Origin of the sequence: Arthrobacter sp. NPDC056493 (genome assembly GCF_042795115.1) — a bacterium.
Taxonomy (GTDB): Bacteria; Actinomycetota; Actinomycetes; order Actinomycetales; family Micrococcaceae; genus Arthrobacter.
The window spans coordinates 26,728-52,630 of record NZ_JBHTSL010000030.1 but is presented as its reverse complement, the minus strand read 5'-3'; the positions used below and the strand labels follow the sequence as shown (position 1 = coordinate 52,630).

21 protein-coding genes are annotated in these 25,903 nt (G+C 66.3%); 7 read left to right on the top strand and 14 right to left on the bottom strand.

Annotated features, from left to right (window positions below; translation table 11 throughout):
- Window position 1: 1 nt before the first annotated feature.
- Window positions 2-946: a heme A synthase gene (locus tag ACFQ50_RS13470; RefSeq protein WP_377996049.1), complete on the top strand. Its 945-nt coding sequence runs from the start codon at window positions 2-4 to the stop codon at window positions 944-946.
- Between the two features lie 514 nt (window positions 947-1,460).
- Here the strand turns inward: ACFQ50_RS13470 and ACFQ50_RS13465 are convergent.
- Entirely contained in the window at window positions 1,461-2,408 is a 948-nt protein-coding gene (locus ACFQ50_RS13465) for a heme o synthase (RefSeq protein WP_377996048.1), read from the bottom strand.
- Between the two features lie 517 nt (window positions 2,409-2,925).
- Between ACFQ50_RS13465 and tkt the strand changes: the two genes are divergently transcribed.
- From tkt to pgl, 6 genes are read left to right on the top strand one after another with little or no spacing between them, the layout of a single operon-like run.
- A complete protein-coding gene (gene tkt / locus ACFQ50_RS13460; RefSeq protein WP_377996056.1) occupies window positions 2,926-5,043 on the top strand; it encodes a transketolase in 2,118 nt (705 codons plus the stop codon).
- 30 nt (window positions 5,044-5,073) lie between these two features.
- Window positions 5,074-6,192 (top strand): transaldolase, encoded by a 1,119-nt coding sequence (gene tal, locus ACFQ50_RS13455; RefSeq protein WP_377996047.1) that lies wholly within the window; start codon window positions 5,074-5,076, stop codon window positions 6,190-6,192.
- Between the two features lie 6 nt (window positions 6,193-6,198).
- A complete protein-coding gene (locus ACFQ50_RS13450) occupies window positions 6,199-7,833 on the top strand; it encodes a glucose-6-phosphate isomerase (protein WP_377996046.1) in 1,635 nt (544 codons plus the stop codon).
- A gap of 15 nt (window positions 7,834-7,848) precedes the next feature.
- On the top strand, window positions 7,849-9,408 hold the full coding sequence (zwf, locus tag ACFQ50_RS13445) for a glucose-6-phosphate dehydrogenase (protein ID WP_377996045.1): 1,560 nt from the start codon (window positions 7,849-7,851) through the stop codon (window positions 9,406-9,408).
- Window positions 9,405-10,346, top strand: coding sequence for a glucose-6-phosphate dehydrogenase assembly protein OpcA (locus ACFQ50_RS13440; protein WP_377996044.1), 942 nt, complete (start codon window positions 9,405-9,407; stop codon window positions 10,344-10,346). Before zwf ends, ACFQ50_RS13440 begins: the two co-directional genes overlap by 4 nt.
- Window positions 10,336-11,154, top strand: coding sequence for a 6-phosphogluconolactonase (gene pgl / locus ACFQ50_RS13435; protein ID WP_377996043.1), 819 nt, complete (start codon window positions 10,336-10,338; stop codon window positions 11,152-11,154). Before ACFQ50_RS13440 ends, pgl begins: the two co-directional genes overlap by 11 nt.
- Here the strand turns inward: pgl and ACFQ50_RS13430 are convergent.
- The 13 genes from ACFQ50_RS13430 to uvrA form a co-directional block, all read right to left on the bottom strand.
- Window positions 11,125-11,502 (bottom strand): RNA polymerase-binding protein RbpA, encoded by a 378-nt coding sequence (locus ACFQ50_RS13430; protein ID WP_377996042.1) that lies wholly within the window; start codon window positions 11,500-11,502, stop codon window positions 11,125-11,127. The two genes, pgl and ACFQ50_RS13430, sit on opposite strands and share 30 nt — an antisense overlap.
- Window positions 11,503-11,657: 155 nt before the next feature.
- The gene (gene secG, locus ACFQ50_RS13425) at window positions 11,658-11,915 is read right to left on the bottom strand and encodes a preprotein translocase subunit SecG (protein WP_306923517.1); all 258 of its coding nucleotides are present in this window, start codon (window positions 11,913-11,915) and stop codon (window positions 11,658-11,660) included.
- A 49-nt stretch (window positions 11,916-11,964) separates the two neighbouring features.
- Window positions 11,965-12,780: a triose-phosphate isomerase gene (gene tpiA / locus ACFQ50_RS13420; protein ID WP_377996041.1), complete on the bottom strand. Its 816-nt coding sequence runs from the start codon at window positions 12,778-12,780 to the stop codon at window positions 11,965-11,967.
- A 96-nt stretch (window positions 12,781-12,876) separates the two neighbouring features.
- Window positions 12,877-14,103: a phosphoglycerate kinase gene (locus ACFQ50_RS13415; protein WP_377996040.1), complete on the bottom strand. Its 1,227-nt coding sequence runs from the start codon at window positions 14,101-14,103 to the stop codon at window positions 12,877-12,879.
- Between the two features lie 10 nt (window positions 14,104-14,113).
- The gene (gap, locus tag ACFQ50_RS13410) at window positions 14,114-15,124 is read right to left on the bottom strand and encodes a type I glyceraldehyde-3-phosphate dehydrogenase (RefSeq protein WP_377996039.1); all 1,011 of its coding nucleotides are present in this window, start codon (window positions 15,122-15,124) and stop codon (window positions 14,114-14,116) included.
- A gap of 262 nt (window positions 15,125-15,386) precedes the next feature.
- Window positions 15,387-16,010: a superoxide dismutase gene (locus tag ACFQ50_RS13405; RefSeq protein WP_377996038.1), complete on the bottom strand. Its 624-nt coding sequence runs from the start codon at window positions 16,008-16,010 to the stop codon at window positions 15,387-15,389.
- Between the two features lie 133 nt (window positions 16,011-16,143).
- Complete coding sequence (gene whiA / locus ACFQ50_RS13400) at window positions 16,144-17,124, bottom strand: DNA-binding protein WhiA (protein WP_377996037.1); 981 nt, start codon at window positions 17,122-17,124, stop codon at window positions 16,144-16,146.
- A 10-nt stretch (window positions 17,125-17,134) separates the two neighbouring features.
- Window positions 17,135-18,148, bottom strand: coding sequence for a uridine diphosphate-N-acetylglucosamine-binding protein YvcK (yvcK, locus tag ACFQ50_RS13395; RefSeq protein WP_377996036.1), 1,014 nt, complete (start codon window positions 18,146-18,148; stop codon window positions 17,135-17,137).
- Complete coding sequence (rapZ, locus tag ACFQ50_RS13390; RefSeq protein WP_377996035.1) at window positions 18,148-19,071, bottom strand: RNase adapter RapZ; 924 nt, start codon at window positions 19,069-19,071, stop codon at window positions 18,148-18,150. Before rapZ ends, yvcK begins: the two co-directional genes overlap by 1 nt.
- Before the next feature lie 122 nt (window positions 19,072-19,193).
- The gene (gene uvrC, locus ACFQ50_RS13385) at window positions 19,194-21,245 is read right to left on the bottom strand and encodes an excinuclease ABC subunit UvrC (RefSeq protein ID WP_377996034.1); all 2,052 of its coding nucleotides are present in this window, start codon (window positions 21,243-21,245) and stop codon (window positions 19,194-19,196) included.
- A gap of 84 nt (window positions 21,246-21,329) precedes the next feature.
- The gene (locus ACFQ50_RS13380) at window positions 21,330-21,998 is read right to left on the bottom strand and encodes a lysophospholipid acyltransferase family protein (RefSeq protein ID WP_377996033.1); all 669 of its coding nucleotides are present in this window, start codon (window positions 21,996-21,998) and stop codon (window positions 21,330-21,332) included.
- A complete protein-coding gene (locus ACFQ50_RS13375; RefSeq protein WP_377996032.1) occupies window positions 21,985-22,701 on the bottom strand; it encodes an HAD hydrolase-like protein in 717 nt (238 codons plus the stop codon). Before ACFQ50_RS13375 ends, ACFQ50_RS13380 begins: the two co-directional genes overlap by 14 nt.
- Window positions 22,702-22,965: 264 nt before the next feature.
- A complete protein-coding gene (gene uvrA, locus ACFQ50_RS13370; RefSeq protein ID WP_377996031.1) occupies window positions 22,966-25,890 on the bottom strand; it encodes an excinuclease ABC subunit UvrA in 2,925 nt (974 codons plus the stop codon).
- Between the last annotated feature and the right edge of the window lie 13 nt (window positions 25,891-25,903).

Below are 25,903 nucleotides of genomic sequence, written 5' to 3'. Positions count from 1 at the left end.
AGTGAGCACGGCTTCGCGCCTCCCCCAGTTCGTCGGCCGCCTGGCATCCAAGCTTCCCGTCACCGTCGACTCGACCGTCCGCCGCCTGGCCGTGCTGTCCCTGATCGGGCAGACGGTCCTGGTGGTCACCGGCGGTGCCGTCCGGCTGACCGCCTCAGGCCTGGGCTGCCCCACCTGGCCCAGGTGCACGAACAACTCCCTGGTGAACACCCCCGAGATGGGCATCCACGGCTTCATCGAGTTCGGCAACCGCCTCCTGACGTTCGCCCTGGCCGCCGTCGCCGCACTCATGCTCGTGTACCTGTGGAACCTGCGCAAGGAGCGCAAGGACCTGTTCCTGCTGGCCCTCGGCCTGCTGGCGAGCATCCCGGCGCAGGCCATCATCGGCGGCATCACCGTGCTTACCCATCTGAACCCGTGGGTGGTTGGCCTGCACTTCCTGGTGTCCATGGCCCTCGTGGTTTTCGCGACGCTGCTGGTGAACCGGGCCTATGGCAGGACCGGCCAGTTCCGGACCTCGCCGCTCGCCGTCTTGCCGGGCGTCCTGCGGCCGGTGCTGACCGCCGTCGCGCTCTTCTCCGCCATCGCCGTGATGCTTGGCGTCGTGGTGACCGGCGCCGGCCCCCACGCAGGTGACGCCAAGGCTCCCCGCAACGACCTGGACTGGGACCTGTTCTCGCACATCCACGCCGTGCCCGCCTACCTGGTCACCGCGGGCACGCTGCTCGCCGTGTACTTCGTGTTCCGCCGCGGCATTTCCGGGACGTTCAGAACGGCTGTGCTGATGCTCCTCGGCGTCACGTTACTGCAGGCCGTCATCGGCTTCACGCAGTACTACAACGGCATCCCGGCGCTGCTCGTCGGCGCGCACATGCTGGGTGCGGCCCTGCTGATGAGCGCGGCAACCAACGCCGCGGACATCGCCCGTTCCAGCCCGGTCAGGTAGCCTCTCCCCGACGCTCGATCAGTTCCTGCGGCCTTTCCCCTGACGCTTCCTCAGATCGCGTCGTGTGAGTCCGGACGCTTCCTCAGATCTCGGCGTGTCGATCGGGACGCGTCCTCACCTCTGGCCGGCCGGCGCCGCTTGTTCCGTTGGTTCCATCTCTCCGGGCTGCTGAAATGCCTCTACCGGCCAATCGGGCGCTGTACCTCACAGGTAGGGCACGATGGGCTGCTCGCACAAAACAGCTTCGCCCTCAGCTTCGAGGGAAGAATCAACTACATGCCAGCCCAGGATCCACCGTTGAACGGACAATTCCATTCGCTACCAGACAAGAAATGCTCCCTCGCATAAGTGAGGGAGCATTTCCATATCCAGCGCAGGAGGTGAGGAAGCGTTGTGGGAAATCCTGCAGGAGGTGATGACGCGTCCGGGGGAAACCTGCAGGAGGTGAGGAAGCGTCGTGGGAAATCCTGCAGGAGGTGAGGAAGCGTCTTTGGGGCGGGGTGGGGCGGGTGCGCTAGCCCATGATCGGCGAGCCGACGAACGGGTCGACGGCCAGCGCGATGAAGAGGAGCGTCAGGTAGCTGATGGAGCCGTGGAAGACCTTCATGGCGCCCTTGTCGGAGAGGTCCCCGCCCTGCGCCCGCTTGTACAGGGCATGGGACTCGTATAGAAACCAGACACCGGCCAGCACGGCAACGGCGGTGTACACCCAGCCCGCGTTGCCGGCAGGGATCATGAGCAGCGAGCACGCAACCATGGCCCAGGCGTAGAGGACCACCTGTACGGACACGACCTTGGCGCCGGCGATGGCCCCGAGCATCGGCACGTTGGCGTTGCGGTAGTCCTCGCCGTAGCGCATGGACAGGGGCCAGTAGTGCGGCGGCGTCCAGAGGAAGATGACCATGAACAGGACGATGGCCGGCCACTCGACCGTGTTGGTCACGGCGGACCAGGCGATCAGCACAGGGAAACAGCCGGCGGCGCCGCCCCAGACGATGTTCTGGGCCGTGCGGCGCTTGAGAATCATCGTGTAGATGACCACATAGAACACGATGGCACCGAGTCCGAGCCACGCGGAGAGCGGGTTCGCGCCGAACCAGAGGATGGCGATGGCCGCGGCGCCCAGCAGCCACGCGAAGATGAGGGCCTCGCGCGGAGTGACCTCACCGGTCACCAGGGGGCGCTTCTCCGTGCGGTGCATGAGCTTGTCGATGTCGCGGTCGATGTAGCAGTTGAAGGCACCGGCGCTGCCGGCAGCGAACGCGCCGCCCACGAGGGTGGCGATGATGAGGCCGAGGGATGGGAAGCCGCGCTGCGCATAGATCATGGTGGGCAGGGTGCTGACCAGCAGGAGCTCGATGACCCTGGGCTTGGTGAGTGCAAGGTACGCCTTGGCCTTGCGGGCTAGTCCGGCTCTTCCGTGAACCCGGGAAGAGGTCAGCGGCGTATCTGTTGTGCTCACGTGGCAGTCACTCTGTTTCTGTCTGGCTGTTTATCTGATCAGTCCGTTTGGACACGCGGTCCGGACCGATCCCTCAACGGCGGTCGGCGGGGCTGGCATGTGCGCACTGAACCCGCCCTGTCCGCCGGTGGCCTCCCGATATCATACCGCGGTCCCGCATGGATCGCTGGCATCGGTGTGTGACGGCAAATCACTGAAAATGATTCGTTCGTGCTTGCTTCAATCACATTAACGCAGCCTCACGGCACGAATGATTCACAAAAGAGAAATTGCGTCCAACTGGTGAGATTTTGGCCGCTCGAAGTGTGGAATAGAGCTAAGCTGTCTGCAGATCAGCGCACACTGGAAGACGGGCAAGAAACCGCATTCCATAACGTCCGGCGACTGAATGAAGATCAACGTTTCAATGGTGAACGGCTGGTAGGCACAAAATGCAGCGGGCACCAATTATGCCCTGCCGCTGTGTGTCATTACCGCTTGCCGTTAACACAGAGAGGGGCCCGGTTACGTGGCACATTTGAAAGAGCAAGAACTGACTTGGACCGACCTCGACCAGCGCGCCGTTGACACTGTGCGCGTCCTGGCCGCCGACGCCGTGGAGAAGGTGGGCAACGGCCACCCCGGCACCGCGATGAGCCTGGCTCCGGCCGCTTACCTTCTGTTCCAGAAGCTGATGCGGCACGACCCGAAGAACCCGGACTGGATCGGCCGTGACCGCTTCATCCTCTCCCCCGGCCACACGTCCCTGACGCTGTACATCCAGCTGTTCCTTTCCGGCTACGGCCTGGAACTGAAGGACCTGGAAGCCCTGCGCACCTGGGGCTCGCTGACCCCGGGCCACCCGGAATACAAGCACACCGCCGGTGTGGAGATCACCACCGGCCCGCTGGGCCAGGGACTCGCCTCCTCGGTGGGCTTCGCGTACTCCCAGCGCCGCCAGCGCGGCCTGTTCGACGCCGACGCTCCCGCCGGCGAGAGCCCGTTCGACCACACCATCTGGGTTATCGCTTCCGACGGCGACCTGCAGGAAGGCGTGACCTCCGAGGCTTCGTCCCTCGCCGGCCACCAGGAGCTCGGTAACCTCGTGGTCATCTACGACGAGAACCACATCTCCATCGAGGATGACACCGACATCGCCTTCACCGAGGACGTCCTGAAGCGCTACGAGGCCTACGGCTGGCACACCCAGCGCGTGGACTGGACCAAGACCGGCGACTACAAGGAAGACGTCCAGGAGCTGTACTCGGCACTGCTGGCCGCCAAGGCGGAAACGTCCAAGCCGTCCATCATCTCGCTGCGCACCATCATCGGCTACCCGGCCCCCAAGAAGCAGAACACCGGCAAAATCCACGGTTCAGCCCTCGGCGCAGACGAAGTCGCAGCCCTGAAGGAAGTCCTCGGCTTCGACCCCGAGAAGTCCTTCGAGGTTGACGAGGACGTGCTGGCCCACGCCCGAGCCGTCGTCGACCGCGGTGCACACGCACGCAAGGAATGGGAAGAGTCCTTCTCCGCCTGGCAGTCCGCCAACCCGGAGGCCGCTGCCCTGCTGGAGCGCGTCGAGGCCCGCCAGCTCCCCGCCGAGCTCGACGGCGTCCTGCCGGTGTTCCCGGCCGGCAAGGACGTTTCCACCCGTGCCGCCTCCGGCAAGGTCCTGAACGCCATCGGTCCGGTTATGCCGGAACTCTGGGGCGGCTCGGCCGACCTCGCGGAGTCCAACAACACCACGATCGAGGGCTCGCCGTCGTTCGTTCCCGCGGGCAAGCAGACCAACGCCTGGTCCGGCAACCCGTACGGCCGCGTCCTGCACTTTGGTATCCGTGAGCACGCCGCAGCCTCGATCGTGAACGGCATCAGCCTGCACGGCAACACCCGCGCGTTCTCCGGCACGTTCCTGATCTTCAGCGACTACCAGCGTCCCGCCATCCGCCTGGGCGCCCTCATGGGTGTGCCGTCCCTCTACGTCTGGACGCACGACTCCATCGGCCTGGGCGAAGACGGCCCGACGCACCAGCCGGTCGAGCAGCTCGCGTCGCTGCGCGCCATCCCGGGTCTCGACGTCGTCCGTCCGGGCGATGCCAACGAGGTCGCGGCAGCCTGGAAGACCATGCTGGAGAACCACGAGAACCCGGCCGGCATCGTCCTGACCCGCCAGAACATCCCCACCTACGAGCGTGGCGAGGGCGCGGCCGAGGGTGACACCTTCGGTTCGACCGCTGGCGTTGCCAAGGGCGGTTACGTCCTGGCCGAGGCGTCCAAGGACGGCAAGACCGTGGACGCGCAGGTCATCCTGATCGGCACCGGCTCCGAGGTCCAGCTGGCTGTCCAGGCCCGCGAGGCACTCCAGGCCGAAGGCATCGCCGCCCGCGTGGTGTCCATGCCGTGTGTCGAGTGGTTCAACAAGCAGGACGCCGCCTACCGCGAGGCGGTCCTGCCCGCAGCGGTCAAGGCCCGCGTTTCGGTTGAAGCCGGCCTGTCCCTGGGCTGGAAGGAATTCGTCGGCGACGCCGGCCGGTCCATCAGCCTCGAGCACTACGGCGCATCCGCCGACTACAAGCGCCTGTTCCAGGAGTTCGGCATCACGGCAGAAGCAGTTGCCGCCGCCGCCAAGGATTCCCTCGCCGGACTCCAGTCCTGACAGCACCCCCACAGTTCAAGGAGATTAGAAATGACTAGCACTCCCACTCAGCAGCTTTCCGACGCCGGCGTTTCCATCTGGCTCGATGACCTCTCCCGCGGCCGCCTCAAGACCGGCACGCTGCAGAAGCTGATCGAAGAGAAGAACGTTGTGGGTGTCACCACGAACCCCAGCATCTTCCACGCCGCCATCACCTCCGGCACGGACTACGACGCCACCATCGCAGCCCAGGCCGCTGCAGGCGCCTCCATCGAAGAGACCATCTTCGAAATCACGACGACGGACGTCGCCGACGCCTGCGACCTCTTCGCCCCGATCGCCGCGGCAACCAAGGGTGTTGATGGCCGCGTCTCCATCGAGGTGGACCCCCGCCTCGCCTGGGACACCGCCGGCACGATCGCCGAAGCGAAGCACCTCTACAAGAAGGTCAACCGCGACAACGTCCACATCAAGATCCCTGCCACGCTTGAGGGCCTGGAAGCCATCACGGCTACGCTGGCCGAGGGCATCAGCGTCAATGTGACCCTGATCTTCTCGCTGGAGCGCTACCGCGCCGTGATCAACGCCTTCCAGAGCGGTCTGGAGCAGGCCAAGGACAACGGCCACGACCTGTCCAAGATCCACTCTGTGGCTTCGTTCTTCGTCTCCCGCGTGGACACCGAAATCGACAAGCGCCTGGACGCGATCGGCACCGAGGAAGCCAAGGCCCTCAAGGGCAAGGCCGGCGTCGCCAACGCCCGCCTCGCCTACCAGGTCTACGAGGAGCTCTTCTCCACCGAACGCTGGGCCGTGCTGGCCGAGGCCGGCGCCCTGCCGCAGCGCCCCCTGTGGGCTTCCACCGGCGTGAAGGATCCGGCGTACCCGGACACCCTCTACGTCACGGAGCTCGTCGCCCCGCACGTCGTGAACACCATGCCGGAGAAGACCCTGGACGCCACGTTCGACCACGGCGTGGTCACGGGCGACACCGTCACCAACGGCTACGATGAAGCGAACGCCACCCTCAACTCCCTCGATGCTCTCGGTGTGTCCTACAACGAGGTCGTCGCCCTGCTGGAATCCGAAGGCCTGGACAAGTTCGTGGCCAGCTGGAAGGAACTGCTGGCCGACGTTGAAGGCGCCCTCGCCACTGCACGGAAGGCTTCCTAACCCAACATGAGCACACTCAGCTACGACGCCACCGGTGCCGCCCGGAAGGCTCTTGAGCAGCACCTGCCCGCCCTCGTGGAGGACCGCGTGGCCACCCGCATCTTCGCCAAGGACCACACGCTGTGGGGTCCGGACGCGGAAGCCGAGTCGGCCATCCGCCTGGGCTGGGTCGAGGCGGCCACCGTCTCCCGGCCGCTGGTGGACGGGATCCTGGAACTCCGGGACGCGCTGAAGGCCGAGGGGGTAACCCGTATTGTCCTGTGCGGCATGGGGGGCTCCTCCCTTGCCCCTGAGGTCATCGCCGGCACCGCTGGCGTCGAGCTGACTGTGCTGGACAGCACCGACCCCGAACAGGTCGGTGCTGCCCTCGCGGACCGTCTGACGGCAACCGCCATCGTGGTCTCCTCGAAGTCCGGTTCAACCCTGGAAACCGATTCGCAGCGCCGGATCTTCGAGCACGCCTTCACCGAAGCCGGCCTCGATGCCAAGAGCCGGATCATCGTTGTCACTGATCCTGGTTCCCCGCTGGACAAGGCATCCCGCGACGCCGGTTACCGCGCCGTCTTCAACGCGGACCCGAACGTGGGCGGCCGCTACTCGGCTCTGACGGCGTTCGGGCTTGTCCCCTCGGGCCTGGCCGGCGTGGACATCGCTTCCCTGCTGGACGAGGCTGAGGAAGCCGCCGAGATCCTGAACGAGGATGCCCCCGAGAACATCGGACTGGTCCTGGGTGCGGCCCTGGGCGGCACCAACCCGCTGCGGAACAAGGTCGTCATCGCCGAAGACGGCTCCGGCATCGTAGGATTCGCTGACTGGGCCGAACAGCTCATCGCTGAATCCACCGGCAAGCTCGGCACCGGCATCCTGCCGGTGGTCGCAGGTCCGAACGCCCCGGAAGTCACCTCCGGCGCTGAAGACGTCCTGGTGGTCCGCCTGGTCAGCGCGGATGCCGACGTCGAACTCGGCGAGAACGAGGTGGCCATTGCCGGCGGCCTCGCCGCGCAGATGATGGTGTGGGAATTCGCCACCGCCGTGGCCGGCCGCCTGCTGGGCATCAACCCGTTTGACCAGCCCGACGTCGAAGCCGCCAAGGTGGCTGCCCGCGGACTGCTGGACGCGCAGCCGGAACCGACGCCTGCCAGCTTCGTCGACGGTGCCATCGAGGTCCGCGGCGGCGAATGGCTGGGCGACGCCACCACCGCAGCCGATGCGGTTGCGGCGCTGCTGGGCCAGCTGGGCAGCGATGGGTACCTGAGCGTCCAGGCCTACTTCGACCGTCTGGCCTACTCGCAGCTCGAGGGCGTCCGTGACGACCTCGCCGCCGTGAGCGGGCGTCCGGTCACATTCGGCTGGGGGCCCCGCTTCCTCCACTCCACCGGCCAGTTCCACAAGGGCGGCCCCGCCATCGGTGTCTTCCTGCAGGTCACGGCGGCGTCCGCACAGGACCTCGCCATCCCGGAGCGCCCGTTCACCTTTGGCGAGCTGATCGCGGCTCAGGCTGCCGGCGATGCCCAGGTGCTCAGCGAGCACGGCCGGCCCGTCCTGCGCCTGCACCTCACCGACCGCGCAGCGGGCGTTACCCAGCTGCAGGAGATCGTTTCGTCGCTGGCCAGCAAGGCAGCATCCGCCACTGAGAGCTAAGGCACCGATTCAACCATGCCAGATACTTTGAACGGCAAAAGGTCAGCGGGCCGGTCCGGGAACCCCTTGCGGGATCCGCGGGACCGGCGGCTGAACCGGATTGCCGGACCGTCCTCGCTTGTGCTCTTCGGAGTCACCGGGGACCTTGCCCGCAAGAAGCTCATGCCCGCCGTGTATGACCTCGCCAACCGTGGCCTGCTGCCGCCCAGCTTCGCGCTGGTCGGTTTCGGCCGGCGGGACTGGGACAACGAGGACTTCGCCTCCGAGGTGAAGGACGCCGTGAAGTCCTACGCACGGACCCCCTTTGATGAGGCGGTCTGGAACCAGCTGTCCGAGGGCATCCGGTTCGTGCAGGGCGCCTTCGACGACGACGCCGCGTTTGAGCGGCTCGGCGAGACAATCAAGGAACTCGACGAGAACCGCGGCACCCGCGGCAATCACGCGTTCTACCTCTCGATCCCGCCGAAGGCCTTCGAACAGGTCTGCCGCCAGCTGTCCAAGCACGGCCTGGCGCAGGCCGAGGGCGAGAAGTGGCGGCGCGTGGTGATCGAGAAGCCGTTCGGGCACGACCTCGAGTCGGCCCGGCAGCTGAACGACATCGTGGAGTCGGTGTTCCCGCAGGACGCGGTGTTCCGGATCGACCATTACCTGGGCAAGGAGACGGTCCAGAACATCCTGGCGCTGCGTTTCGCGAACCAGCTGTTCGAGCCGCTCTGGAACGCGAACTACGTGGACCATGTGCAGATCACCATGGCCGAGGACATCGGCACCGGCGGCCGTGCCGGGTATTACGACGGCGTGGGTGCTGCCCGCGACGTGATCCAGAACCACCTCTTGCAGCTCCTCGCGCTGACGGCAATGGAGGAGCCCATTTCCTTCAACGCCGATGACCTGCGTGCGGAGAAGGAAAAGGTCCTCGCCGCGGTCCGGCTCCCGGAGGACCTGTCCACGCATTCGGCCCGCGGGCAGTTCGCCGGCGGCTGGCAGGGCGGGGAGCAGGTCCAGGGGTACCTGGAAGAAGAGGGCATCCCGGCCGATTCCACCACCGAAACCTACGCCGCGATCCGGGTGGACATCAACACCCGGCGCTGGAATGGCGTGCCGTTCTACCTGCGCGCGGGCAAGCGTCTGGGCCGGCGGGTCACCGAGATCGCGGTGGTGTTCAAGCGGGCACCGAACCTGCTGTTCCGTGACCACGGCGACGACGACTTCGGCCAGAACGCCGTCGTCATCCGGGTCCAGCCCGACGAGGGCGCCACGATCCGCTTTGGTTCCAAGGTCCCCGGCACCCAGATGGAAGTCCGGGATGTCACCATGGACTTCGGTTACGGGCACTCCTTCACCGAGTCCAGCCCCGAAGCGTATGAGCGGCTGATCCTGGACGTGCTCCTGGGCGAGCCGCCGCTGTTCCCGCGGCACGAGGAAGTGGAGCTGTCCTGGAAGATCCTGGACCCCTTCGAAGAGTACTGGGCCGGCCTGGGCGAACAGCCCGAGCCGTACGCGCCCGGCAGCTGGGGCCCGGCCTCCGCTGACGAGCTGCTCGCCCGTGACGGACGCACCTGGAGAAGGCCATGATTGTAGATCTCCCCAACACCACCACCTCCAACGTTTCCAAGAAGATCCAGTCCCTGCGCGAGCAGGGCGGCGTGATCGCCCTCGGCCGTGTCCTCACGCTCGTGGTGGTCACCAAGTCCGGGCTGGAGGAAGAGGCGATCGAGGCGGCCAATGAGGCCAGCCGCGAACACCCCTGCCGGATCATCGTGCTCGCCGACGCCGGCTCGTCCGCGCCGAACCGGCTCGACGCGCAGATCCGGGTCGGCGGTGACGCCGGCGCCTCCGAGGTCATCGTGCTCCGCGGTTTCGGGGAACTCGCCGAGGAAAGCGAATCCCTCGTGGCCGCGCTGCTGCTGCCCGACGCCCCGATCGTGGCCTGGTGGCCGCACGGTGCACCGAAGAACGCCAGCGAGACTTCGATCGGCCGGATCGCGCACCGGCGCATCACGGACTCGGCGAACGAGGCCGAGCCGCAGGTGGCGCTGGAGAACATCCGGAACACCTACAAGGCCGGCGACACCGATCTCGCCTGGACCCGGCTGACCAACTGGCGGATCCAGCTAGCCGCCGTCCTGGACCAGGCCGGCTCCTCGCCCGTCACCGCCGTCGCGGTCGAAGGCGCCTCGGACTCGCCCAGCACCATCCTGCTCGCGGCGTGGCTGACCCTGTCCCTGGACGCTCCGGTCACGATCGTCGCGGACCCCGCAGGCACCGGCATCCGGCGCGTCCGACTCACCCGCTCCAGCGGCGACGTGCAGCTCTTCCGCCCCGGACTCTCCATCGCCGAGCTCACCCAGCCCGGGCAGCCCGCGCAGCGGATCTCCCTCCCGCGGCGCAGCCTCCGCGACTGCCTCGCCGAAGAACTCCGGCGCCTGGACCCCGACGAAGTATTCGGCGAAGTGATTACTATTGGACTGCCACGTACCAATCTAAGGAGTGTCCGTCCCAGTGAGCGCTGAGCCCAGAGTAAGCATCCATCCTGACTCTTCCGTGCTGATGGCCGCCATCGCGGCCCGCCTGATCACCAAACTCGTGGATGTGCAGGACCGATTCGGTGAAGCGACGGTGGTGCTTACCGGAGGCACGGTGGGCATCGGAACGCTGAAGGCTGTGGCCGATTCGCCGGCCGCGCCCGCAGTGGACTGGGCCAAAGTGAACTTCTGGTGGGGCGATGAACGCTTTCTGGGCTCCCAGGACCCCGACCGCAATGCGCTTCAGGCCCACGAAGCTCTTTTGAAGCACATCGATGTTGATCCCGCGCGCGTCCACGTGCCCGGGTCGACAGATGACTTTGAAACTCCGGAAGAGGCTGCAGAGGACTACGCACGCAGGCTCAGCGAGTCGGCAGCGGCCGAGCACGCCGCGGATACCTCGGACGACCGTCCCGAAGAACCCGGCCGGCTCCCCCGCTTCGACGTGGTGCTGCTGGGTGTGGGTCCCGACGCTCACGTGGCGTCCCTGTTCCCGGAGCAGGGCGGCATCCGCGAGAAGCAGCTGACGGTGGTGGGGGTGCGCAACTCCCCCAAGCCGCCGCCCGGGCGGATTTCCCTGACCCTGCCGGCGATCAACACCTCCGCGGAGGTGTGGATGGTGGTGGCAGGCGAGGACAAGGCGGGTGCCGTGGGCCTGGCCCTCGCCGGGGCCAACCCCGTGCAGGTGCCTGCGGCCGGTCCGGCGGGCCGGTCCCGGACGCTGTGGCTGATCGACGAGAACGCAGCCTCGCGTGTCCCTGAACAGCTAGTCAGGAAGGCGCCGGCTGGCTCTTAGCCGCTGCAGCGCTCCGGCCAGAACGTCTTCGGCGTCCTGGCTGGAGCGTCTTTCTTTAACGTATTCCAGATGGGTCTTGAAGCCCTCTTCCTGGGCTTCGCCGGGCACGTACAGACCGGGATTGCGCGACGCCGGCCGGCCGCAGCGGCGGCAGTCCCATGCGTCCGGAATCTGGTCGTCCGGCAGCCGAAGAAAAACAGGCCGCGTCTCATGTCCCATGGCGCACCAATACGAGACACAAATACGCGGCAGGGGCTCCCCGAGAGGATCATCCCCCTGGTTCTTCAATCCGGCCCCTTGAATGACACCCACACGGGTGCCGCGGAATCCTGAAGAGGAATGCACCATGGGAGAACTCCCTCGCTACTAATGGCGGCGCTGCCGTTAGATCCGATACCGACAGTTTAGTGCGTGCTCTCCCCTGACGGCAGGGAAAAGCCCGGCCCAATCAGGAATGGATCCTGATCGGGCCGGGCTTTTGGTGCAGGACGGCTGTGTCAGCCCTAGGAGTCAGCCACGCCCGTGAAACGCATCAGCAGGCCGAGCGCGATGATCACAACGCCCCAGGTGACGCCGAGGATGATGGTGAACCTGTTCAGGTTGCGCTCAGCAACACCGGAGGAGGCCAGCCCGGAGCTCATTCCGCCGCCGAACATGTCCGACAGGCCGCCGCCGCGCCCCTTGTGGAGCAGGATGAGCAGGGTCAGCAGAAGGCTGGTAATGCCCAGCAGGATCTGCAGAATCACATGAAGAACGTCCACGACGGCCTTTCCAAAGTTGGTGGATGCGGGAGCTTGCCGGATGAACGGACTAGTCCGTTACGAGGTGGCTCTCGAACTTGACAATATTAGCAAACTCAGCGGGATCAAGGCTCGCACCGCCCACCAGCACGCCGTCGACGTCGCGTTCCTTGAGGATGGCGGCAGCGTTGCTGGCCTTGACCGAACCGCCGTACAGGAGGCGGGTCTTGGCGGCCACATCGGCGTCGAACAGTTCGGTCAGTTCGGCACGGATCGCGGCGCACATTTCCTGGGCGTCCTCCGGGCCCGCAACCTCACCCGTGCCGATGGCCCAGACAGGCTCGTAGGCGACGACGAGCTCGGCCGCCTGGTCGGCGGTGAGGCCTTCGACGTCGGCGCGGAGCTGGTCCAGCGTGTGCTGGACGTGGGTGCCGGCCTGGCGGATCTCCAGGCCCTCCCCGACGCACAGGACGGGGATGACGTTGTGGCGGTAGGCCGCCTTGACCTTGGCATTGAGGACTTCGTCCGACTCGGCGTGGACGGTCCGCCGTTCGCTGTGGCCCACGAGGACGTACTTGCAGCCGAGCTTGTTCAGGAACTGGCCGGAGATGTCCCCGGTGTAGGCGCCGGAGTCGAACTGGGACAGGTCCTGGCCGCCGTAGGCGATGTCGAGTTCGTCGCCCTGGACGAGGGTCTGCACGCCGCGGAGGTCGGTGAAGGGCGGGAAGACAGCAGCTTCCACACGGCTGTAGTCGTGCTTGGCGTCGGACAGTGTCCAAGCCAGCTTCTGCAGGAGGGTGATGCCCTGGACGTGGTCCATGTTCATCTTCCAGTTGCCTGCGATCAAAGGCGTGCGGTCAAAGGTGCCGTTGGTTGACGTAGTCACGTGTTCTCCAATAGTGCCGGTCAATCTGCTGATCATGTGAACAGCCGGCAGGGCGCCTTTCGCGGTGCGGAAGGTGCCCTGCCGGCTGGTGTGTCTCTAGCGGTCCAGAACGCTCAGGCCGGGAAGTTCCTTGCCTTCAAGGTATTCCAGGCTGGCGCCGCCGCCGGTGGAAATGTGGCCGAACTGGTCATCGGCGAAGCCGAGCGTACGGACAGCAGCCGCGGAGTCGCCGCCGCCGACGACGGTGAACGCGTCCGTCTCCGTCAGCGCCTGGGCGATGGCCCGGGTGCCTGCAGAGAACGCTTCGAACTCGAATACGCCCATGGGACCGTTCCAGAACACCGTCTTGGCGCCCTTGATCTGCTCGGCGAACGCCCGGGCGGACTCGGGTCCGATGTCCAGGCCGATGCCCTGCGCCCCGAAGCTGCTGCTTTCGATGGCGTCGGCGCTGACCGTCTCATGGTCGGCGTCGGCGGCGAACTTGGCGGCCACCACGACGTCCGTGGGGATCACGAATTCCGTGCCGGCGTCGGCTGCGCGCTTGAGGTAGTCCTGGACGACCGGGATCTGGTCCTCTTCCAGCAGGCTGCCGGCCACTTTGTGGCCGTCGGCTGCCAGGAAGGTGAACAGCATGCCGCCGCCCACCAGGATGGTGTCTGCCTTGCCGAGCAGGTTGTCGATGACCGCGAGCTTGTCCGAAACCTTCGAACCGCCCAGCACCACAACGTAGGGGCGCTGCGTGTCTGCGGTCAGCTTGCGGAGGACTTCCACCTCGGTGCCCACGAGGTCACCGAGGTACGACGGGAGCCGGGTGGCGACGTCGTAAACGCTGGCGTGCTTGCGGTGCACGGCGCCGAAGGCGTCGTTCACGAAGGCGCCGTTGTCACCGGTGAGTCCCACCAGCTCATCTGCGAAGGTGCCCCGCTCGGCCGCGTCCTTGCTGGTCTCGCGTGCGTCGAACCGCACGTTCTCGAGCACCAGGACCTGGCCGTCCTGCAGCGCGGCTGCCTTCTCCTTGGCCGAGGGTCCCACCGTGTCCGCCGCGAGCGAGACAGGGAAGGAAGCCAGCTCGGCCAGGCGGGCGACCGCCGGCTTGAGCGAGTACTTGTCTTCAGGGGCGCCCTTGGGGCGGCCGAGGTGGGCTGTTACCAGCACGCGGGCACCGGCGTCCGTGAGCTTTCCCAGCACTGGCAGTGAGGCCCGGATGCGGCCGTCGTCAGTCACTGTAGAGCCGTCGAGCGGCACATTCAGGTCACTTCGAACCAGAATGTACCGCCCGCGGACACCTTCAGCGATCAGTTCGTTGAGGGTGTGAGATGTCATGTAGCTAACCCTAGCCCAGCTTCGCGGCAACAAGCTCCGTGAGGTCCACGAGGCGGTTGGAGTAGCCCCATTCGTTGTCATACCACGAAACAACCTTGACCTGGTTGCCAATGACCTTGGTCAAACCGGAGTCAAAGATGGACGAGGCGGGGTCGCCGACGATGTCCGAGGAGACGATCGGGGCGTCGGTGTAGGTCAGGATGCCCTGCCACTCGTCAGACTCTGCGGCCTTCTTGAGCGTGGCGTTGACTTCCTCGACGGTGGTCTCGCGGGAGACCGTGACGGTGAGGTCGGTGGCGGAGCCGGTGGGGACCGGAACGCGGATGGCATAGCCGTCCAGCTTGCCCTTGAGCTCCGGCAGGACCAGGCCGATGGCCTTGGCTGCACCCGTGGAGGTGGGGACCATGTTGATGGCGGCGGCACGGGCACGGCGGAGGTCGTTGTGCGGGCCATCCTGCAGGTTCTGGTCTGCGGTGTACGCGTGGACCGTGGTCATCAGGCCGCGCTCGATGCCGAACGCCTCGTTAACCACCTTGGCCAGCGGGCCGAGGCAGTTGGTGGTGCAGGAAGCGTTGGAGATGATGTGGTGGTTCTCGGGATCGTACAGGCCGTCATTGACGCCCATCACGATGGTGATGTCCTCGTCCGAGGCGGGAGCGGAGATCAGGACCTTCTTGGCGCCGGCTTCGATGTGCTTCTTCGCAGCAGCTGCCTTGGTGAAGAAACCGGTGGACTCGATGACGATGTCAACGCCCAGGTCCTTCCAAGGGAGGTTCGCGGGGTCGCGCTCGGCCAGGACCTTGATGGCGTTGCCGTTGACGACGAGGTTGCCTTCCTTGACCTCGATGGTCTCGGCCAGGCGCCCACCGACGGAGTCGTACTTGAGCAGGTGGGCCAGCGCCTCGGGGCTGGTGAGGTCGTTGACGGCAACGATCTCAAGGTCCGCACCCTGAGCAAGTGCAGCGCGGAAGTAGTTGCGGCCGATGCGGCCGAAGCCGTTGATACCAATACGGGTGGTCACTTTTTAGTCTCCTTTGTGCCTTGGAAGCACAACTAGTAAGCGGGCGTTCAAGCCAACTAACAGATCCCGCACGCCATTGGGCAGAGATATTTTTCAGATCGGAGGGCGACCAGCCTCATTGCTGAAGGCTAACCGCCTTCCGTGATCCATCTTACGTTTAAGTAGGTCTACCCCCGCAAGTGCGGGGGCAGACCGTCCAGAATTCGGCCCTAAAGTCGCCGAATGTGAAGTTTGTTACTGCTTTGTGTACGCCAGGTCACACTTAGAGGGTGATGAGTCCCGTTGCGTTGGCGCGCGCCGCGGCGAAGCGGGCGGACACATCAGCCCAGTTGACGATGTTCCAGAACGCCTTGACGTAGTCGGCCTTGACGTTGACGTAGTCCAGGTAGAAAGCGTGCTCCCACATGTCCAGCATCAGCAGCGGGGTGGTGCCCAGCGCGACGTTGCCCTGCTGGTCGTAGAGCTGCTCGATGACGAGGTTGCCACCGATGGGCTCGTAGGCCAGGAAGCCCCAGCCCGAACCCTGCAGGCCGAGGGCGGCTGCGGAGAACTGGGCGCGGAAGGCATCGAACGAGCCGAAGGCGTCGTCGATGGCGGCGGCGAGCTCACCTTCAGGCTTGTCGCCTCCGTCCGGGGAGAGGTTGTTCCAGAACACGGAGTGGTTGATGTGGCCGCCGGTGTGGAAGGCCAGGTCCTTGGAAAGACGGTTGATGTTGGCGAAGTCGCCCTTATCGCGCGCCTCTGCCAGCTGGGCCAGCGCGTTGTTGGCACCCGCTACGTACGCGGCGTGGTGCTTGCTGTGGTGCAGCTCCATGATCCGTGCAGAGATGTGGGGCTCGAGCGCTGCGTAGTCGTAGCTGAGTTCGGGCAGAACGTACTCGGTCACAAAATCCTCCAATGTCGTGGACAGTTTGTCCGGTTGTGCTAACTCTCGGATTGTGCATCCCGGACGACGGGTCATCCGGAAAACTCCGATGGCGGCAACAGCCGCCATCTGGTCTTGATTCTATGGGCGCCGTTTACTCGTCCAGCATTTCCGGCGTCACATTGGCATCCGTACCCGGGATGCCAAGATCCGAGGCGCGTTTGTCCGCCATGGCCAGCAGCCGGCGGATGCGCCCGGCGATGGCGTCCTTCGTCATGGGCGGATCGGCGAGCCGGCCAAGTTCGTCGAGGCTGGCCTGCTTGTGGGCGACGCGGAGTTCACCGGCGTACTTGAGGTGGTCAGGGACGTCGTCGCCGAGGATTTCCAGGGCCCGGTCCACCCGGGCGCCGGCCGCCACGGCGGCCTGCGCGGAACGGCGGAGGTTGGCGTCGTCAAAGTTGGCGAGCCGGTTCGCCGTCGCCCGGACTTCCTTGCGCATGCGCCGCTCTTCCCAGACCATCAGCGCGTCATGGGCGCCCATCCGGGTGAGCAGCGCCGCGATGGTATCGCCGTCGCGGATTACCACGCGGTCCACTCCCCTGACTTCCCGTGCCTTGGCCTGGATCCCCAGCCGGCGCGCCGCGCCAACGAGTGCGAGGGCCGATTCCGGGCCGGGGCAGGTGACCTCCATGGAGGAGGACCGGCCGGGTTCGGTGAGGGAACCGTGCGCCAGGAAGGCGCCCCGCCACACGGCTTCGGCGTCGGCGGCTGAACCGTTGACGACGGCGGACGGCAGCCCGCGTACGGGCCGTCCCCGGCCGTCAAGGAGGCCGGTCTGCCGGGCCAGCGCCTCGCCGTCACGGACAACGCGGACCACGTAACGGCTGCCGCGGCGCAGGCCGCTGCCGGAGACCACGATGATCTCGCTCTGGTGTCCGTAGACCTCGGCGATTGCGGCGCGCAGGCGCCGGGCGGTGGAGGCAAGGTCCACCTCGGCCTCGATGACGATCCGGCCCGAGATGATGTGCAGTCCCCCGGCGAAGCGGAGCATGGCCGAGACCTCAGCCTTGCGGACTGATGATTTCTTAATGTCCAGGCGGGAGAGTTCTTCCTTGACTGATGCTGTCAGTGCCATGGCACCTTTCCTAACTGTTCCCGAAAATATCCTGGTAGGCCGTAGCCAGCCGCAAGGGGTCATGGACCGGTCGCCGGCCCGAAGCCCCTACTCTACCCAAGACAACCTCGGCGCCGATCATCCCCGCTGCCCGCTCAAACTCGGCCAGGTCCGAAACCGAAGCCGGGTCCGCGAGCACCACGTCGGCACTGAACTCCGGGGCGTAGTCGCGCAGGACATGAAGGTGGTCGGCGGCGGACATGCCGGACGTTTCCTTGGTGTCCATGGCCAGGTTCATGGTGAGGCAGCGCTTGGCAGGCGTATCGCAGAGCGCCTGCCGCATTTCCGGCAGCAGCAGATGCGGGAGCACGGACGTGTACCAGGAACCGGGACCCAGCACCACCCAGTCAGCAAGCTCGACGGCGGTCAGGGCCTCAACACAGGCCGGAGCCTGCTCGGGAAGCAGACGGACGCTCTCCAGCGAGCCCGCCACCGCACAGCGTGCCTGACCGGTGATGGTGGTGACCGTGCTGCTGCCGTCCGGGGCCGTCACGCGTACGTCGCCCTCGATGGTGAGCGGAACGGTGGACATGGGCAGCACCTGTCCGCGGGCACCGAGCAAGGCGCCCGCCCATTTCAGGCCGGCCACCGCGTCCCCGAGCAGTTCCCAGAGGGTGACGATCAGCAGGTTGCCCATGGCGTGTTCATCCAGCGAGGCGCCGCCGCGGGCGGACCGGAACCGGTGCTGCATGACGTCGCGCCAGGTGCGGCCCCAGTCAGTGTCGTCGCACAGGGCGGACAGCGCCATCCGGAGATCACCGGGCGGAAGGACGCCGTACTCCTCCCGGAGACGGCCGGAAGACCCGCCGTCGTCCGCCACGGTGACCACCGCTGTCAGTTCGGACGTAAGCAGCCGCAGCGCCGAGAGGGAGGCCGAAAGGCCGTGGCCGCCGCCGAGCGCGACGACGGTGGGCCCCTTGGCCTGTTGGGAACCGGTCAGGCCGGCCGGCGGAATCAGGGGCAACGGGCCGGTAAGAACGCCCATTACTCGCGGCCCAGGTCCCGGTGCGTCGTGGTCACGGTAACCCGCGGATACTGCGCGAGCCGTTTGGACAGCTCCATGGCGACCGCCACCGAGCGGTGCTTTCCGCCTGTGCATCCGACGGCAATGGTGGCGTAGTGCTTGTTTTCCCGGCGGTAGCCCTCCAGGACAGGCTCGAGGGCGAGGACGTAGCGTTCCACGAAGTTCGGCACGCCTTGGGCTCCAAGGACGTACTCGCTGACGTCCTGGTCCAGGCCGGTGTGCGGCCGGAGCGCGGGCACCCAGTGCGGGTTCGGGATGAACCTGACGTCGGCCACGTAGTTGGCGTCCACGGGCAGGCCGTACTTGAAGCCAAAGCTCATGATGTTCAGGCGGATCGCGATGGGTCCGGTTTCGGTGAACAGCTCGGTGATCGCAGTGGCGAGCCCGTGCACGTTGAGGGACGAGGTGTCCAGGACAAGGTCGGAGGAGTCGCGCAGCTCCTTTAGGAGTTCACGTTCCGCGGCGATGCCGTCGAGGATCCGGCCGCCGCCCTGCAGCGGGTGCGGGCGCCGGCCCTGCTCGAAGCGGCGGACCAGGACGTCGTCGCTGGCGTCAAGGAACAGCACCCGGAAGGTGACGCCGCTGACTTCGAGGGCCCGCAGTGCCGCGCGGATGTCCGCGAACAGGGCCTTGCTGCGCACGTCCATCACCACGGCAAGCTTGGGGATGGACTGGGGGGCGTGGGACACGAGTTCGGCCAGCGTCCCGAGCATCTGCGGCGGAAGGTTCTCGACGACGTACCAGCCGTGGTCCTCCAGCGCATCGGAGGCGGTGCTGCGGCCCGCGCCGGACATTCCGGTCACGATGAGCAGTTCCGCTTCGGCGGGCTTGACCGGTGTCAGGCCGTCCTCTTCCGTGCTGGACTCCGCCGTCGACTCTGCCATTGATTCCAGCCTCATTCCTGCTGTGGCCTCCCGCGCGCGGTTGCTGCGCGGTAGCCGTTTGCTAGTGTTTGCGGCACACGCCGATTTCCCGTACTTACCCTAACCAAGTTTCCGGGCCCGGGCTAAGTTTCCAGCACTTCCCCGGTGGTCATGTTGATCGCCGGAACGGAGTCGCCCGAGTCGCCGCCGGCTCCGCCCGGGCTGAAGTGCGTGACGATGGCAGCGGCCAGTGCCGGCCCGACCCCCTTGGCGGCTGTCAGTTCCTCCGCCGATGCCGCCTTGATCTTCTTGAGGGAACCAAAGTGGGCGAGCAGGGCCTTCCGCTTGGAATCGCCCAGCCCGGGCACGCCGTCGAGGACCGAGACGGTCATCGCCTTGCCGCGCTTTTGCCGGTGGAACGAGATGGCGAAGCGGTGGGCCTCGTCGCGGATGCGCTGCAGCATGTAGAGGCCCTGCGAGGAGCGGGGAAGGATGACCGGGAAGTCGCTGTCCGGCAGCCAGACCTCCTCGAGGCGCTTGGCGAGCCCAACAACGTAGACGTCGTCGACGCCCAGTGATTCGAGGGCCTTGGCGGCCGCGTTGACCTGGGGCTGGCCGCCGTCCACCACCACGAGGTTGGGCGGGTAGGCGAATTTCGTGCGCGGCGCCGGCGTGGTGGTGTCGGACAGCGCGGCCTCTGCCAACGCTGCGTCTGCAGGGATAGCGCCGTTGGCGCCGGCGGTACCGTTGGAGGCCGGCGTCGCGACCAGTTCGGCGGCTTCGACCTGGGCCGTCTTGTCCACGAGGTAGTGCCGGAAGCGCCGCGTCAGGACGTCGTGCATCGCAGCGGTGTCGTCCGTGGCCGCCGCCCCGGTGATGGAGAACTTCCGGTAGTCCGACTTCTTGGGGAGGCCGTCCTCCACCACCACCATGGAGGCCACCACGTTGGTGCCCTGGACGTGGGAGACGTCGTAGCATTCGATGCGCAGCAGCGGCACGGGGAGTTCCAGCGCCTCCTGGAGCTCCTGCAGCGCCTGCGACCGGACGGTCAGGTCGCCGGCCCGCCGGGTCTTGTGGAGCCGGAGCGCGTGCTCGGCGTTCTCGCGGACCGTGGACATGAGGGCGGCCTTGTCGCCGCGCTGCGGAACCCGGATGTCCACTTTGGCCCCGCGGATGCCGCCGAGCCACTCGGCCAGGTCCTCCACGTTGCTCGGCTCGACAGGCACCAGGACCTCGCGCGGAAGCCGGCCCTGGACCTCGGCGTCCTCGCCGTAGACCTGCTGGAGGAGGTGTTCGACGAGGTCGGGGGTGGTGAAGTCCTCCACCTTTTCGACTACCCAGCCGCGCTGGCCGCGGACCCGTCCGCCCCGGACGTGGAACACCTGGACGGCCGCTTCGAGTTCGTCCTCGTGCAGGGCGAAAACGTCGGCGTCGGTGTCTTCGGCGAGCACCACGGCGTTGCGCTCGAAGACCTTGCGAAGGGCGGTGATGTCGTCGCGCAGCCGCGCAGCGCGTTCATAGTCCAGGACGGCGACGGCGGCAGCCATCTCCTTTTCGAGCCGCGAGATGAACCGCTTGGCCTCGCCTCCCATGAACGCGCAGAAGTCCTCGGCCAAGGCGCGGTGTTCCTCGGGCGTGACGCGGCCGACGCAGGGGGCCGAGCATTTGTCGATGTAGCCCAGCAGGCAGGGCCGGCCGCTGGCCTGGGCACGCTTCAGGACGCCCGCGCTGCAGCTCCGCACCGGAAAGACCCGCAGCAGGGTGTCCATGGTTTCCCGGATGGCACCGGCCGTGTAGGGGCCGAAGTACCGGGTGCCTTTCCGCCGCTCGCCGCGCATGACCTGCACGCGGGGCAGCTTCTCGCCCATGGTGACGGCGAGGTACGGATAGGTCTTGTCGTCCCGGAAAACCACGTTGAACCGCGGCTTGAATTCCTTGATCCAGGTGTATTCCAGCTGGAGGGATTCCAGCTCGCTGCCCACAACAGTCCACTCGACGCTGCTGGCCGCATACACCATGGCGTGGGTCTTGGGCAGCAGTCCTGCCGGGTTCGCGAAATACGAATTCAGGCGCGACCGGAGGTTCTTGGCCTTGCCGACATAGATGACCCGCCCATGGGGATCCCTGAACCTGTAAACGCCCGGATTGGTCGGAATCTCACCCGTCTGGGGTCTATAACTCGATGGATCTGCCACGTTTCCAGTCTACTGAGCTGAGGGGCTGCGGATTGCCGCTTCGCTTCCTGAGGGACCGGCCGGGCCGCCGAGAGAACAACCGGCCTACTCGATGACCTTGCTCTGGTTGTAGCTGGTGGAGCGCTCCTGGCCGCTGAGCTCGGCGATGGCGTCCATGATCCGGTCGGTTACCTGGCGGCGCGCGGGAAGCGAATGGTCCGGCCCGGTCTTGTCGAAGTAGATCGGCTCCCCCACCTTCATGGTGAAGTGCTGGGGCTTAACGGCGTTGCGGCCGGCGGGCTGCAACTTCTCGGTGCCGATCAGTCCCACCGGGATCACCGGCGCGCCGGTGGTGAGGGCCAGCCAGCCGACGCCGGTCCGGCCGCGGTACAGGATGCCGTCACGGGACCGGGTTCCCTCGGGGTAGATGCCGATCCCCCTGCCGTCTTCGAGGATGTCCAGGAGCGTCTTGAGGGCCTGCACGCTCGCGGCCTGCTCACCGCGCTCGACCGGAATGGAGCCGACGGCCGTGAAGAAGGACTTCATCACGCGCCCCTTGAAGCCCTTGGTGGTGAAGTATTCCGCCTTGGCGAAGAACGCCACAGGACGGGGCATGAGCGCCTGGACAATCACGCTGTCCAGGAAGGAGAGGTGGTTGGGCGCCACAATGAACGGCCCGCTCTTGGGCACGTTCTCCAGCCCAATGACTGTTGGCCGGCAACTGCCGGAGATGAGGGTCCGCGTGGTCCAGCGGACGCCGTCAAACAGCTCCATCGTTACGCACCTCGCTCAGGGCTGCGGCACGGACGTTCTCCAGCTCCTCGACCTTGGCGCGCAGGCCGGCGGTATCGTGCACGACGGCCACGGCTCCCGCTGCCTCCAGTTCGCCGTCGGGCGCAAAACCCCAGCTGACGCCGATGCAGTCGAGTCCGTTGGCCAATGCCCCGGCCACATCCTGCGCGCGGTCGCCCACCATCACCGCGTGCTGCGTGCGGAGGTCGGTCATGGCAGCGGCAATGATCCCGGTCTTGCCGACCGGGCCTGCCGCGGCCGCAGTCTCGTCCGCGGCTGATCCCCTGATGGCGCGGAACCGTCCGGCGATCTTGTGGTGCTGAAGCACCAGTTGGGCAAGGCCTTCCGGCTTCTGTGTTGCCACCGCTACGGGCCGTCCAGCCTCTACGTAGGCGTCCAACAGGTCGACGATGCCCGGGTACAGGCGGCTCTGGGAAATGCCAACGTCCAGGTAATGCATCCGGTAGGTCCGGATGACCGCCCTGAGCATGGCCGGCGGTACAGCGGCGACGTTCAGCAGGGAGTCGCTCAGCTTGGGACCCACCATCGCTTCTAGAAGGTCCTGGCTGGGGACAGCAAGGCCATGTTCCGTGAGGGCCGCGGCAATTCCGTCTGTTATCCCGCCGGCCGGATCGACAAGAGTGCCGTCCAGGTCGAAGATCACGGGCACTGTTGTTGAAGTCACCGGCTTAGTTTCTCACGATGGCACGCCTGCTCAAACTCGTATGCCGTCCGAGGAATACTTCTGCGCCTATGGAGGAGTTTTTGTCCACGTATCGCGACTTCCGAGGCATTTAGCGGCCAATATCTGGACAAAAACTCCAAACTGGCGGAGGACGACGGCGGCCCGCCAGTTAATCTGGCGGGCCGCCGTGGCGTTGTGGGTCCTCGTGTTGGGTCGTCGTGTTGGGTTCCGCGTTGTGGGCCGTGGCGTAGTGGCCGGGCGCCCCTAGCCGAGGATTTCGGCCAGGAACTTCGCGGTGTAGCTTTCCGAGGACTTGGAGACCTGCTCGGGGGTGCCTGTGGCGATGATCCGGCCGCCGCCGGAGCCGCCGTCCGGGCCGAGGTCCACGATCCAGTCGGCGCTCTTGATGACGTCGAGGTTGTGTTCGATGGTGATGACCGTGTTGCCCTTCTCCACCAGGCCCTGCAGCACCATGAGCAGCTTCCGGATGTCCTCGAAGTGAAGTCCGGTGGTGGGCTCGTCCAGGACGTAGACGCTGCGCCCGTTGGACCGCTTCTGGAGTTCGGCCGCGAGCTTCACGCGCTGCGCCTCACCGCCGGACAGCGTGGTGGCGGGCTGCCCGAGCCGGACGTAGCCGAGGCCGACATCCACGAGAGTCTTGAGGTGGCGCGCAATCGGGGAGAAAGCGGCGAAGAACTCGGCGCCCTCCTCGATGGGCATGTTCAGCACGTCGGCGATGGTCTTGCCCTTGTAGTGCACCTCAAGGGTCTCGCGGTTGTAGCGCGCACCGTGGCAGACCTCGCACGGCACATAGACGTCCGGCAGGAAGTTCATCTCGATCTTCAGCGTGCCGTCACCGGAGCAGGCTTCGCAGCGCCCGCCCTTGACGTTGAACGAGAACCGTCCGGGCAGGTAGCCGCGGACCTTGGCCTCGGTGGTCTCGGCGAAGAGCTTCCGGATGTGGTCGAACACGCCGGTATAGGTCGCGGGGTTGGAGCGCGGCGTGCGGCCGATCGGGCTCTGGTCCACGTGCACCACCTTGTCCAGGTGCTCGAGGCCCTGGACAGTGCGGTGGCGCCCGGCCACCTGCTTGGCGCCGTTGAGCTTGTTGGCCAGCACCTTGTACAGGATTTCGTTCACAAGCGTGGATTTGCCGGAGCCGCTGACACCGGTCACCGCGGTGAACAGGCCCAGCGGGAACGCGGCATCTACGTTGACGAGGTTGTTCTCGCGGGCGCCAACCACCTTCAGCTCGCGCTTCTTGTCGTACTTGCGGCGCTTCTTGGGGACGTCGATGCTCTTCCTGCCGGAGAGGTAGTCGCCGGTGAGGGACTTCGTGTTCGCCAGGAGTTCCTTGTAGGACCCGGAATGGACCACCTGTCCGCCATGCTCGCCGGCTCCCGGGCCGATGTCCACGATCCAGTCCGCTTCATGGATGGTGTCCTCATCGTGTTCGACCACGATGAGGGTGTTGCCCAGGTCCCGCAGCCGGGTCAGAGTCTCGATCAGGCGCCGGTTGTCCCGCTGGTGCAGCCCGATGGACGGCTCGTCCAGGACGTAGAGGACGCCCACGAGGCCGGAACCGATCTGGGTGGCAAGCCTGATGCGCTGGGCTTCGCCGCCGGACAGGGTGCCGGAGGGGCGCTCCAGGTTCAGGTACTCAAGGCCCACGTCCAGCAGGAAGGTCAGGCGGGCCTGGATCTCCTTGAGGACCTGGTGGGCGATTTGCGCCTCACGGCCGGTCAGCACGAGGTTGTCCAGGAATGCTGCGCATTCACGCATGGGGAGCCGAGCGACGTCGGCAATGGACTTGCCGTTGATGAGAACCGAAAGCGACGCCGGGTTCAGCCGGGCGCCGTCGCAGGCGGGGCAGGGGATCTGCCGCATGTATTCCTCATAGCGGTCCCTGGCGTAGTCGGACTCGGTTTCGGTGTGCTTGCGGTGCACGTACTGCACCACGCCCTCGAAGCCAGTGCTGTACTTGCGCTCCCGGCCGAAACGGTTGCGGTACTGCACCACGACCTTGTGGTCCTTGCCGTGCAGGACGGTCTGACGGACGTCGGAGGAAAGGTCCTGCCACGGCGTGGTCATGGAGAACCCGAGCTCCTTGGCGAGCCCGCCGAGCAGCCGGTTCCAGTACTCGGTGGTTGCCGTGCCCAGGGACCACGGCGCAATGGCCCCGTCCTCCAGCGCCAGCTCCGGGTTGGGGATGATCAGGTCCTCGTCGACTTCCAGCCGGGTGCCGATGCCGCTGCAGGCCGAGCAGGCACCGAAGGGGTTGTTGAACGAGAAGGACCTGGGCTCGATCTCATCGATGGCCAGCGGGTGCTCGTTGGGGCACGCCAGGTTTTCCGAGAAGGCACGCGTGCGGAGGGGATCGTCGGACTCAAGGTCGACGAAGTCGGCCAGGACGCGTCCCTCGGCGAGGACAAGAGCCGTTTCGATGGAGTCGGTCAACCGCTGGCGGATGCCTTCCTTGACCACGAGCCGGTCCACCACCACCTCGATGGTGTGCTTGAACTGCTTGCCCAGCTTGGGCGGATCGCTCAGCTGGATGAGGTCGCCGTCGACGCGGGCGCGGGAATAGCCCTTGGCCGTCAGTTCCTTGAAAAGGTCGACAAATTCACCCTTGCGGCCGCGCACCACCGGAGCGAGGATCTGGAATCGGGTGCCGTCCTCCAGCTCGAGCAGCTGGTCCACGATCTGCTGCGGGGTCTGCTTGATGACGGGTTCACCGCAGACGGGACAGTGCGGGCGGCCTACGCGCGCCCAGAGGAGACGCATGTAGTCGTAAATCTCGGTGATTGTGCCCACGGTGGAGCGCGGGTTCTTGCTGGTGGACTTCTGGTCGATCGAGACCGCCGGCGACAGGCCCTCGATGAAGTCGACGTCGGGCTTGTCCACCTGGCCCAGGAACTGCCGGGCGTAGGCGGAGAGCGATTCCACGTAGCGGCGCTGGCCCTCGGCGAAGATGGTGTCGAAGGCGAGGGACGACTTTCCGGAGCCGGACAGGCCCGTGAAGACGATCATGGCGTCGCGCGGCAGGTCGAGGTCGACGTTGCGGAGGTTGTGCTCGCGGGCGCCCTTGACCACCAGCCGGGAAAGGTCCGGGCGCGCCGGTTTGGCGGGGCTCAGGGGGACGACGGCGGAGGGGGCAACAGCGGTTTCTTCAGCTACGGCTTTAGGCACCCACTAATGCTAG

Bases quoted from the DNA above. Each gene is read 5' to 3' on its own strand.
- tal (WP_377996047.1), top strand. From the start codon at position 5,074: ATGACTAGCACTCCCACTCAGCAGCTTTCCGACGCCGGCGTTTCCATC.
- ACFQ50_RS13450 (WP_377996046.1), top strand. From the start codon at position 6,199: ATGAGCACACTCAGCTACGACGCCACCGGTGCCGCCCGGAAGGCTCTT.
- zwf (WP_377996045.1), top strand. From the start codon at position 7,849: ATGCCAGATACTTTGAACGGCAAAAGGTCAGCGGGCCGGTCCGGGAAC.
- ACFQ50_RS13440 (WP_377996044.1), top strand. From the start codon at position 9,405: ATGATTGTAGATCTCCCCAACACCACCACCTCCAACGTTTCCAAGAAG.
- ACFQ50_RS13430 (WP_377996042.1), bottom strand. From the start codon at position 11,502: ATGGTGCATTCCTCTTCAGGATTCCGCGGCACCCGTGTGGGTGTCATT.
- ACFQ50_RS13415 (WP_377996040.1), bottom strand. From the start codon at position 14,103: ATGACATCTCACACCCTCAACGAACTGATCGCTGAAGGTGTCCGCGGG.
- whiA (WP_377996037.1), bottom strand. From the start codon at position 17,124: ATGGCACTGACAGCATCAGTCAAGGAAGAACTCTCCCGCCTGGACATT.
- yvcK (WP_377996036.1), bottom strand. From the start codon at position 18,148: ATGGGCGTTCTTACCGGCCCGTTGCCCCTGATTCCGCCGGCCGGCCTG.
- rapZ (WP_377996035.1), bottom strand. From the start codon at position 19,071: ATGGCAGAGTCGACGGCGGAGTCCAGCACGGAAGAGGACGGCCTGACA.
- ACFQ50_RS13380 (WP_377996033.1), bottom strand. From the start codon at position 21,998: ATGGAGCTGTTTGACGGCGTCCGCTGGACCACGCGGACCCTCATCTCC.